Origin of the sequence: Sphingopyxis granuli NBRC 100800, from assembly GCF_001591045.1 — a bacterium.
GTDB classification, from domain to species: domain Bacteria; phylum Pseudomonadota; class Alphaproteobacteria; order Sphingomonadales; family Sphingomonadaceae; genus Sphingopyxis; species Sphingopyxis granuli.
This window is the reverse complement of the sequence record NZ_BCUA01000108.1, coordinates 1-10,278: the sequence shown is the minus strand read 5'-3', so window position 1 is coordinate 10,278 and position 10,278 is coordinate 1. Positions and strand designations below refer to the sequence as shown.

Below are 10,278 nucleotides of genomic sequence, written 5' to 3'. Positions count from 1 at the left end.
TCCCGCTTGCGGGAGGGGCCGGGGGTGGGCCTGTCCCGTTTCGCGAAATTCGATATGGTTTCAGAGGGAACAGGCCCTCCCCTAGCCCCTCCCGCAAGCGGGAGGGGAACATTCGATCAATCGCCGTGCATGAACATGCCCGACACAAACATCAGCCAGTACAGAAGCGCGACAATCAGCAACGTCACGACGACTGGCCGCCAATACTTCACTCCGCCGCCTCCATCCGCATCGGCTCCTCAGCCTCCATCGGCTTGAGCCCCAGCTTCGCGAACAGTGCCGCGTCGGCGCTGTCGCCGCGGTTGCCGGTGGTGAGCAGCTTGTCGCCGGTGAAGATGCTGTTCGCGCCCGCCATGAAGCAGAGCGCCTGCGTCGCCTCCGACATGCTCTCCCGCCCCGCCGACAGGCGAACCATGCTCTTGGGCATGGTGATGCGCGCGACCGCGACGGTGCGGACGAACTCGATGTCGTCGATCTGCGCCAGCGGCGTATCGGCGAGCATGTCGCCGAGCACCGTGCCCTTGATCGGGATCAGCGCGTTGACCGGCACGCTTTCGGGATGGCGCGGCAGCGTTGCAAGCGCGTGGATGAAGCCGACGCGATCCTCGCGCGTCTCGCCCAGGCCGACGATGCCGCCCGAACAGACGTTGATGCCCGCCGCGCGAACCTCTTCCAGCGTGTCGAGCCGGTCCTGAAAGGTGCGGGTCGAGATGATGTTGCCGTAATTCTCCGGGCTCGTGTCGATGTTGTGGTTGTAATAATCGAGCCCCGCGACCGCGAGCGTCTGCGCCTGCTCGCGGGTGAGCATCCCCAGCGTCATGCAGGTTTCCATGCCCATCTGGCGCACGCCCTCGATCATCTCGACGATCGCGGGCATGTCGCGGTCCTTGGGGTTGCGCCACGCCGCGCCCATGCAGAAGCGCTGCGAGCCCGCATCCTTCGCCTCGGCCGCCGCCTGCAGCACGGCGCGGACGTCCATCAGCTTGGTCGCCTTCAGCCCCGTTTCGGCGTGCGCCGACTGCGAGCAATAGCCGCAATCCTCGGCGCAGCCGCCGGTCTTGATGCTGAGCAAGGTGCAGAGCTGCACCTCGCCGCGCGCATGGTGGCGCCGGTGGATGCCCTGCGCCTCCCACATCAGCTCATCGAACGGCAGGTCGAACAGCGCGGCGATTTCCTCGCGCGTCCAGTCATTGCGCGCCTCTCCCGCTCCGTTCGCATCGAGCAAAGTCGAGATGCCCATCGGTCGCGCACGACCTCCCGGTGTCTCGACTTCGCTCGACACGAACGGATGAGGGGGCGGAGTGGATTGGATCTGGCTCACGCGATCGCCTCCAGCGCCTGTGCGAGGTCGGCGATGATGTCGTCGATATGCTCGATGCCGACCGACACGCGCACCACGTCGGGACCCGCGCCCGTCTCGACGAGTTCGGCTTCGGAAAGCTGGCTGTGCGTGGTCGAGGCGGGATGGATGATGAGCGAGCGTGTGTCGCCGAGGTTGGCGAGGTGGCTGAACATCTTCACCGACGACACCAGCTTGACGCCCGCGTCGTAGCCGCCCTTGAGCCCGAAGGTGAACACCGCGCCGCCCTTGCCGCCGAGATAGCGCTTCGCGAGCGCGTGATAGGGGTCGTCCTCCAGCCCGGCGTAGGACACCCAATCGACCTTCGGATGCGCACGCAGCCATTTGGCGAGCGCGAGCGCGTTGCTGCAATGGCGCTCCATCCGCAGCGCCAGCGTCTCCATGCCGGTGAGCGCGAGGAACGCGTTCATCGGTGCGAGCGCCGGGCCGAGGTCGCGCAGGCCGAGCGTCCGCGCGGCGAGGATGAAGGCGAGGTTGCCGAACGTTTCGGCGAACCTGATGCCGTGATAGGAGGCGTTGGGCTCGGTCAGCGTCGGATATTTGCCGCCCTTCGTCCAGTCGAACGATCCCGCGTCGACGATCACCCCGCCGATCGCATTGCCATGGCCGTTGAGGAACTTGGTCGTCGAATGAACGACGATGTCGGCGCCATGCTCGATCGGGCGGCACAGCATCGGTGTCGCCATCGTGTTGTCGACGATCAGCGGCACCCCGGCATCATGCGCGACCTTGGCGATCGCCTCGATGTCCTGCACGACCCCGCCCGGGTTGGCGAGGCTTTCGATGAACACCGCGCGCGTCTTGTCGGTGATCGCAGCGGCGACATTGCCGGCATCGTCGGCGTCGACGAAATGCGTTGTCCACGCCATCTTGCGGAAACTCTGGCCAAGCTGGTTCTGCGACCCGCCATACAGCTTGCGCGCCGCGACGATCTCGCAGCCCGGTTCCATCAGCGTGTGAAAGGTCAGGAACTGCGCCGCGTGGCCCGACGCCACTGCGAGTGCGCCCGCGCCGCCTTCGAGCGCGGCGATCTTGCCCTCCAGCGCGCCGTTGGTCGGGTTCATGATCCGCGTGTAGATGTTCCCGAACTCTTCGAGGTTGAACAGGCGCGAGGCATGTTCGACGCTGTCGAAGACATAGGATGAGGTCTGATAGATCGGGGTGATCCGCGCCTTGGTCGTCGGATCGGGCTGGGTCCCGGCGTGGACGGTCAGCGTTTCGGGCTTCATCTCAGTCATGCGGCATCCTCCAGTGGCGGCATATTGTGGCCGAGCAGGCGCAGCACGTCGGCGGCGCATTCGACCACGTTGGAACCGGGTCCATAGATACCCTGCACCCCGGCGTCGCGCAGATAATCATAATCCTGCGGCGGGATGACGCCCCCCGCGATCACCTTGATGTCGCTGCGCCCGGCTTCCTTGAGGCCCCGGATCAGTTCGGGGATCAGCGTCTTGTGCCCGGCGGCGAGGCTCGACGCACCGACCGCGTCGACCCCGCTTTCGAGCGCGAGCACCACCGTTTCCTCCGGCGTCTGGAACAGCGGGCCGGAAACGACGTCGAAACCCATGTCGCCGAAGGCCGAGGCGATGACGTTGGCGCCGCGGTCGTGCCCGTCCTGCCCCATCTTGGCGATCAGCAGCTTAGGCGCGCGGCCCAGCCGGCGCTCGACCGCCTTGACCCCGTCGACGACCTGCTGCCAGCGGCCGTCGTCCTTGTAGGGCGCGGCATAGACGCCCTTCACCGGGGTCGGCACGGTCGCATAGCGGTCGAAGGCTTCCTCCATCGCCGCCGAAATCTCGCCGAGCGTCGCGCGGGAGCGCGCCGCATCGACCGCGTGGGCGAGCAGGTTGGTCTCGATCGACTGCGGCGCGGCGGCCGCCTTGCGCAGCGCATCGAGCGCCCCGCGGCACGCCGCCTCGTCGCGGCTCGCCTTCACCGTGTTGATGCGCGCGACCTGCGCTTCGCGCACCTTGGTGTTGTCGACCTCGAGCGTTTCGAGCAGGTCCTCGTCCTTCAGGCGATATTTGTTGACGCCGACGATCACGTCGTCGCCGCGGTCGACGCGCGCCTGCCGCGCTGCGGCGGCTTCCTCGATCATCGCCTTGGGCCAGCCCGCCGCGACCGCCTTCGCCATGCCGCCCTCGGCCTCGACGCGGTCGATGATCGCCTGCGCCTTGTCGACCAGTTCCTGCGTCAGCGCCTCGACATAATAGCTGCCGCCCAGCGGATCGACGACATTGCACATGCCGGTCTCTTCCTGGATGATGATCTGGGTGTTGCGGGCGATGCGGGCGGAAAAATCCGTCGGCAGCGCGATCGCCTCGTCGAGCGCATTGGTGTGGAGCGACTGGGTGCCGCCGAGCATCGCCGCCATCGCCTCGATCGTCGTGCGGATGACGTTGTTGTAGGGGTCCTGCTCGGTCAGCGAGACGCCCGAGGTCTGGCAATGGGTGCGCAGCATCTTCGAGCGTTCGGATTGCGCGCCGAGCTTCGTCATCGCGCGATGCCACAGGACGCGCGCCGCGCGCAGCTTCGCCGCCTCCATGAAGAAATTCATGCCAATCGCGAAGAAGAAGGACAGCCGCCCCGCGAACTTGTCGATGTCGAGGCCGGATGCGACGCCATATTTCACATATTCGATGCCGTCGGCGATGGTGAAGGCGAGTTCCTGGACCTGCGTGGCCCCCGCCTCCTGCATATGATAGCCGGAGATCGAGATGCTGTTGAACTTCGGCATCTCGCGCGACGTGTAGCCGAAAATGTCGCTGATGATCCGCATCGAGGGTTCGGGCGGGTAGATATAGGTGTTGCGGACCATGAACTCCTTGAGGATGTCGTTCTGGATGGTCCCGTCGAGCAGCGACCGCGCCACCCCCTGCTCCTCGCCCGCGACGATGAAGAAGGCGAGGATCGGGATCACCGCGCCGTTCATCGTCATGCTGACCGACATCTGGTCGAGCGGGATGCCGTCGAACAATATCTTCATGTCCTCGACGCTGTCGATCGCGACGCCCGCCTTGCCGACGTCGCCGACGACGCGCGGATGGTCGCTGTCATAGCCGCGGTGCGTCGCGAGGTCGAAAGCGACCGACAGCCCCTTCTGCCCCGCCGCGAGGTTGCGGCGATAGAAGGCGTTCGATTCCTCGGCGGTCGAAAAGCCCGCATATTGCCGGATCGTCCACGGCCGCCCGGTGTACATCGACGCGCGCACGCCGCGCGTGAAGGGCGCGAAACCGGGCAGGCCGGGGTCGGTCCGGACGTCCTCGGCCGTGTAGAGCGGCTTGACGTCGATCCCCTCGGGCGTGTGCCAGGTCAGGTCCCTAAACGCATCTGGGCCCTTCACCTCCTTCTCGGCGGCGGCGGCCCATTGGTCGAGGGTCGGTTTGTCGGTCATAATCTTCAATCCCCCTGCCCTCTCCCCTTCAGGGGAGAGGATACGCAGGCTTGCCAGCTTGCTGGCTAGCCGGAGTTGGAGAGGGGCCTCCCCCTCTCCGCTGCGACTAGGGCCTGCTGCGCAGACCCAAGTCTCGCGCCTCTCCCCTGAAGGGGAGAGGGCAGAAAAGTCAGTGCGCCCCCTTCGGCGTCTCCATGATCTCGGTCAGCACCCCGCCCATGTCGCGCGGGTGGACGAAGAAGATCGGCGTCCCGTGCGCCCCGATCCGCGGTTCGCCGAGCACGCGCTTGCCCATCGCCTCGAACTCCGCCTTGGCGGCGTGGATGTCGGGGACCTCATAGCACATATGATGCTGCCCGCCCTGCGGGTTTCGTTCGAGGAAGCCCGCGATCGACGCATTGCCGGGCAGCGGCTCGATCAGCTCGATCTGCGTGCCGTTCGTCCCACCCTCGCCGGGCGTATCGACGAAGCAGACCTTCACCCCCTGATCGAGCATGTCGAACGGCTCGCAGATCGTCGTCGCGCCCATCACGTCGCGGTAGAAGGCGATGCTGTCGGCGATCGATGGCGTCGCAACGCCGATGTGGTTGAGGCGGCCCAGTTTCATATCAAAGTCTCTCCAGTTTCGTCATGCCGAACCCGATCCGGCATCCCGCTTAGACCTCGCGGAACAAGGATAGCGGGACCCCGGATCAGGTCCGGGGTGACGCCAAACTACAGCGGAATATTGTCATGCTTCTTCCACGGGTTCTCCAACTGCTTGTTCCGCAGCTTCCGCAGCCCCAGCGCGATCCTTTTCCGCGTGTTGCGGGGATGGATGACTTCGTCGATATAGCCGCGCGACGCCGCCACGAACGGATTGGCGAAGCGATCCTCATATTCCTTCGTGCGCTCGGCGATCTTCTGCGCGTCGCCGATGTCGCTGCGGAAGATGATCTCCACCGCGCCCTTCGCGCCCATCACCGCGATCTCGGCGGTCGGCCACGCATAGTTCAAATCGCCGCGCAGATGCTTCGACGCCATGACGTCGTAGGCGCCGCCATAGGCCTTGCGCGTGATGACCGTGATCTTGGGCACCGTCGCCTCGGCATAGGCGAAGAGCAGCTTCGCGCCATGCTTGATGATGCCGTTATATTCCTGCGCGGTGCCGGGCAGGAAACCGGGAACGTCGACGAAGGTGACGATCGGAATCTCGAACGCATCGCAGAAGCGCACGAAGCGCGCCGCCTTCTTCGATGAATTGATGTCGAGCACCCCGGCGAGCACCAGCGGCTGGTTGGCGACGATGCCGATCGTGCGTCCCTCGATGCGCCCGAAGCCGCAGATGATGTTCGCGGCGTGCGCCGGCTGCACCTCGAAGAAATCGCCCTCGTCGACCGTCTTGCGGATCAGCTCGTGCATGTCATAGGGCTGGTTCGCATTGGGCGGGATCAGCGTGTCGAGGCTGTCCTCGGCGCGGTCATAGGGATCGCTCGTCGGGCGCACGGGCACGCCGGCGCGGTTGTTCTCCGGCAGGTAATCGAAGAAATCACGCGCCGCGAGCAGCGCCTCGATATCGTTCTCGAATGCTAGGTCGGCGACCGAGCTTTTCGTCGTGTGGGTGATCGCGCCGCCCAGTTCCTCCTGCGTCACCACCTCGTTGGTCACCGTCTTGACCACGTCGGGGCCGGTGACGAACATGTAGCTCGAATCCTTCACCATGAAGATGAAGTCGGTCATCGCGGGCGAATAGACGGCGCCGCCCGCGCACGGCCCCATGATGAGCGAAATCTGCGGCACCACGCCCGACGCCAGAACATTCTTCTGAAACACGTCGGCATAACCGCCGAGCGATGCGACACCCTCCTGAATTCGCGCGCCGCCCGAGTCATTGAGGCCGATAACCGGCGCCCCCACCAGCATCGCCTTTTCCATCACCTTGCAGATCTTCTCCGCATGGCGTTTCGACAATGAACCGCCGAAGACTGTAAAATCCTGGCTGAAGACATAGACGAGCCGGCCGTTGATGGTCCCCGATCCGGTCACCACGCCATCGCCGGGGATTTTTTGGTCCTGCATCCCGAAATCGACGCAATCATGCTCGACATAAGTGTCGAGCTCCTCAAATGAATCCTCGTCGAGCAGCACGAGCAGCCGCTCGCGCGCGGTCAGCTTGCCCTTGGCGTGCTGCGCGTCGATGCGCTTCTGCCCGCCCCCCAGCGCGGCGGCGGCGCGGCGGCGTTCCATTTCGGCGATATTGGCAGACATGCGGCTCTCCACGGATATTGAGCGATCTGCCCTGCCCCGTTCGGCGCCCGGTGGCAAATGTGAATTTGCAAAGTTGCGAAGTCGGAATTTGCAAAGTAGAGCCACACCATAGGCCGTTCGTGTCGAGCGAAGGCGAGACACCCAGCGACCTTGCGCCACACTGATGGGTGTCTCGACTTCGCTCGACACGAACGGAAATGAGAGGTTTCGCGCCATGACCCGCCAACGCATCTTCGCCGGCAGCCGCATGCGCCAGCTTCGCGCCGAGCGCGGCCTGCGGCAGGCCGGGTTCGCTGCGAGGCTCGGCATCTCCACCTCCTATCTCAGCCAGATCGAGCATGACGACCGGCCGCTGACCCCCGCGCTGCTCGACCGGCTGCAAAAGCTCTTTCCGCTCGAATGGGAGGAGGTCGCTGCGGACGCGGGCGACCGGCGCGCGGGCGCGCTGCGCGAGGCGGCGGCCGATCCGCTGTTCGCCGCCGCGCCGATCGCGCCCGAACAGCTCGAACGCGCGGCGCTCCAGCAGCCGCAGCTCGCCGACCAGTTCGTCGCTCTCCACGCCGCCTATCGCCGCGCCGGACAGCGGCTCCAGATCATCGACGAGGCGCTGACCGGCGGCACCGCGGAGGGCAGCCGCCTGCCATGGGAGGAGGTGCGCGACTGGTTTCACGACGCGGGCAATTACGTCGACCGGCTCGACCGCGCCGCCGAGGAACTGGCGAAGGAGCTGCGCGGCGCGTCCTCTGCTCCCAGCCCCTCCCCCGCGGTCGAGGCGATCGAGCGGCGGTTGCAGGGCGGGCTCGGCATCTCGATCGTCTATCGGCAGTCGGAGAGCCTGCGCGATTTCGACGCGACGATGCGCCACCTTGTCATCGATCCGTCGCAGCCGCCCGAAAGCCGCCGCTTCCAGCTCGCGCACCAGCTCGCGGCGCTGGCGCTCGCGGACGAGATCGCGGCGGTGGTCGAGGCGTCGCCGCTGCGCACCGCCGCGGCGCGCCAGTTGCTCCACGTCGGTCTCGCCAACTATGCGGCGGGCGCGGTGCTGATGCCCTATACGCCCTTTCGCGCCAGCGCCCGCGCGGTGCGGCACGATATCGACCGGCTGCGGCTCGAATATGGGGTCAGCTTCGAACAGGCGTGTCACCGCCTTTCGACGCTCCAGCGCCCCGGCGCGCGCGGCATCCCGATGTTCTTCTGCCGCGTCGACATGGCGGGAAACATCACCAAGCGGCACAGCGCGACGCGGCTGCAATTCGCGCGCTTCGGCGGCGCCTGCCCGCTGTGGATCGTCCACGAGGCGGCGGCGATCCCCGACCGCATCCTGTTCCAGCTCGCCGAGACGCCCGACGGCCTGCGCTACGTCTCGATGGCCAAGGGGCTGGTGAAGCCGTCGGGCAGCTACGCCCGCGCCCCGCGCCGTTATGCCGTCGCGCTGGGGTGCGAGGCGAGATACGCCGCCGACTTCGTCTATGCCGACGGGGTCGACGTCGATGCGCCGCAGGCGGCGGCGCGCATCGGCCCGTCGTGCCGCATCTGTCCGCGCGACGACTGCGACCAGCGCGCCTTCCCGCCCAGCGACCGGCCGATCCTGGTCGATCCGGACCGCCGGGACGTGGTGCCCTATCGGATCGGGTGACCAATTCCCCTCCCGCTTGCGGGAGGGGGCTTGGGGGTGGGTCTGCGACGGTGCCTCTGCCCACCCCGCTGCGAGTAGCGAGCAAGCTCGCAACTCTCGCTTCCCCTCCCGCTTGCGGGAGGGGAGCGATTACTTCAGCAGCACCAGTTCCTCCGCCATGCTCGGGTGCAGTGCCACCGTGGCGTCGAAATCGGCCTTGGTCAGCCCGGCCTTCACCGCGACCGCCGCCGCCTGCAATATCTCCGGCGCGTCGGGGCCGATCAGGTGCAGGCCGACGACCTGGTCGGTCGCCTCGTTGACCACCATCTTGTAGAGCGCGCGTTCGTTGCGGCCCGCGAGGACATTCTTCATCGCGCGGAAATCGCTCGTATAAACCCGGATCGAGCCCAGTTTATTGCGCGCCTCGGCCTCGGTCATGCCGACGGCGCCGATCGGCGGATGGCTGAACACCGCGCTCGGAACATTGGCATAATCGACCGTCGTCGGCTTGCCGCCGAAGACCGAGTCCGCGAACGCCTGTCCCTCGCGGATCGCCACGGGGGTCAGCTGGATGCGGTTGGTGACGTCGCCGACGGCATAGATGCTCGGCACCGACGACCGGTTGCCCTCGTCGACCTTCACGGCCCCGTCGGCGTCGAGCTCGACGCCCGCCTCCGCGAGCCCCAGCCCGCGGGTGTTCGGCACCCGTCCGGTCGCCACCAGCACCGCGTCGGCGGGAATCGGGTCGCAATTGGCGAGATGGACCATCAGCGAGCCGTCGGCCTGCTTCTCGATCGACTGGAAGGGGGCGTTGAAGCGGAACTCGATGCCCTTGGTCATCGATATCTGCAACAGCCGGTCGCGGATCTGCTCGTCATAGCCGCGCAGGATCGCGTCGCCGCGATTGACGATCGTCACCTTGCTGCCGAATTCGTTGAAGATGCCGGCGAATTCGTTGGCGATATAGCCGCCGCCCGCGATCACCACGCGCTGCGGCAGCGTTTCGAGGTGAAAGACCTCGTTCGAGGTGATCGCATGCTCGCTGCCCGGAAAGTCGGGGACGAAGGGCCAGCCGCCGGTGGCGATCAGGATGCGCTCCGCAGTCAGTTCGCGCCCGTCGGCCAGGCGCACGGTCTGCGGCCCGGCGACCGTCGCGCGCGTCTTGAAGACCTCGACCTGGTGATTGTCGAGCGTCTGCCCGTAAAGCCCTTCGAGCCGGGTCACCTCCGCCAGCACATTGTCGCGCAGCCGCGCCCAGTCGAAGCGGCAATTGGGAGGAACGTCCCAGCCGAAGTGGCGCGCGTCCTTCAGGTCCTCGGCGAAATGGGCGCCATAGACGAGCAGCTTCTTGGGAACACAGCCGCGGATGACGCAGGTGCCGCCGACCCGATGCTCCTCCGCCACCGCGACGCGCGCGCCGTGCGAGGCCGCGACGCGGCTGGCGCGCACCCCGCCCGACCCGGCGCCGATGACGAAAAGATCATAGTCGAACTTGGACATGGAAGAGCCCCCGCACTGGAATGATTGGCTGGCGCCTATGTGGGTGGGCGGCGCCGGCTTGCCAATTGAATTTTGCGGTCAGTGCGAAACACTTGTCGTTGCGGACGCGGACTGATCGGCAATTATCCCTTTTCGGCAGGTAACCGTTCCCCGGCGAAAGCC

General features: G+C 66.3%; 7 protein-coding genes. 1 reads left to right on the top strand and 6 read right to left on the bottom strand.

Translation table 11 applies throughout. The annotated features are described in order from the left end of the window. Window positions 1-208 precede the first annotated feature (208 nt). The 5 genes from bioB to SGR02S_RS17480 all read right to left on the bottom strand — a co-directional run bounded on the left by bioB (window position 209) and on the right by SGR02S_RS17480 (window position 7,001). A complete protein-coding gene (bioB, locus tag SGR02S_RS17500) occupies window positions 209-1,240 on the bottom strand; it encodes a biotin synthase BioB (protein ID WP_067112995.1) in 1,032 nt (343 codons plus the stop codon). 77 nt (window positions 1,241-1,317) lie between these two features. Continuing rightward, on the bottom strand, window positions 1,318-2,598 hold the full coding sequence (locus SGR02S_RS17495) for an O-acetylhomoserine aminocarboxypropyltransferase (RefSeq protein WP_067112993.1): 1,281 nt from the start codon (window positions 2,596-2,598) through the stop codon (window positions 1,318-1,320). After that, window positions 2,595-4,754 carry a methylmalonyl-CoA mutase gene (scpA, locus tag SGR02S_RS17490; RefSeq protein ID WP_067112991.1) on the bottom strand — a complete coding sequence of 720 codons (2,160 nt, stop codon included), beginning with the start codon at window positions 4,752-4,754 and terminating at the stop codon, window positions 2,595-2,597. The genes SGR02S_RS17495 and scpA overlap by 4 nt, the downstream gene beginning before the upstream one ends. Before the next feature lie 169 nt (window positions 4,755-4,923). Continuing rightward, the gene (mce, locus tag SGR02S_RS17485; protein ID WP_067112989.1) at window positions 4,924-5,361 is read right to left on the bottom strand and encodes a methylmalonyl-CoA epimerase; all 438 of its coding nucleotides are present in this window, start codon (window positions 5,359-5,361) and stop codon (window positions 4,924-4,926) included. Between the two features lie 107 nt (window positions 5,362-5,468). Beyond that, window positions 5,469-7,001 carry an acyl-CoA carboxylase subunit beta gene (locus SGR02S_RS17480; protein ID WP_067112987.1) on the bottom strand — a complete coding sequence of 511 codons (1,533 nt, stop codon included), beginning with the start codon at window positions 6,999-7,001 and terminating at the stop codon, window positions 5,469-5,471. Between the two features lie 214 nt (window positions 7,002-7,215). Between SGR02S_RS17480 and SGR02S_RS17475 the strand changes: the two genes are divergently transcribed. Beyond that, the gene (locus tag SGR02S_RS17475; RefSeq protein ID WP_067112985.1) at window positions 7,216-8,637 is read left to right on the top strand and encodes a helix-turn-helix domain-containing protein; all 1,422 of its coding nucleotides are present in this window, start codon (window positions 7,216-7,218) and stop codon (window positions 8,635-8,637) included. 129 nt (window positions 8,638-8,766) lie between these two features. Here SGR02S_RS17475 and gor read toward each other — a convergent pair whose 3' ends face one another. Further along, window positions 8,767-10,116, bottom strand: coding sequence for a glutathione-disulfide reductase (gene gor / locus SGR02S_RS17470; protein ID WP_067112983.1), 1,350 nt, complete (start codon window positions 10,114-10,116; stop codon window positions 8,767-8,769). Window positions 10,117-10,278: the final 162 nt, after the last annotated feature.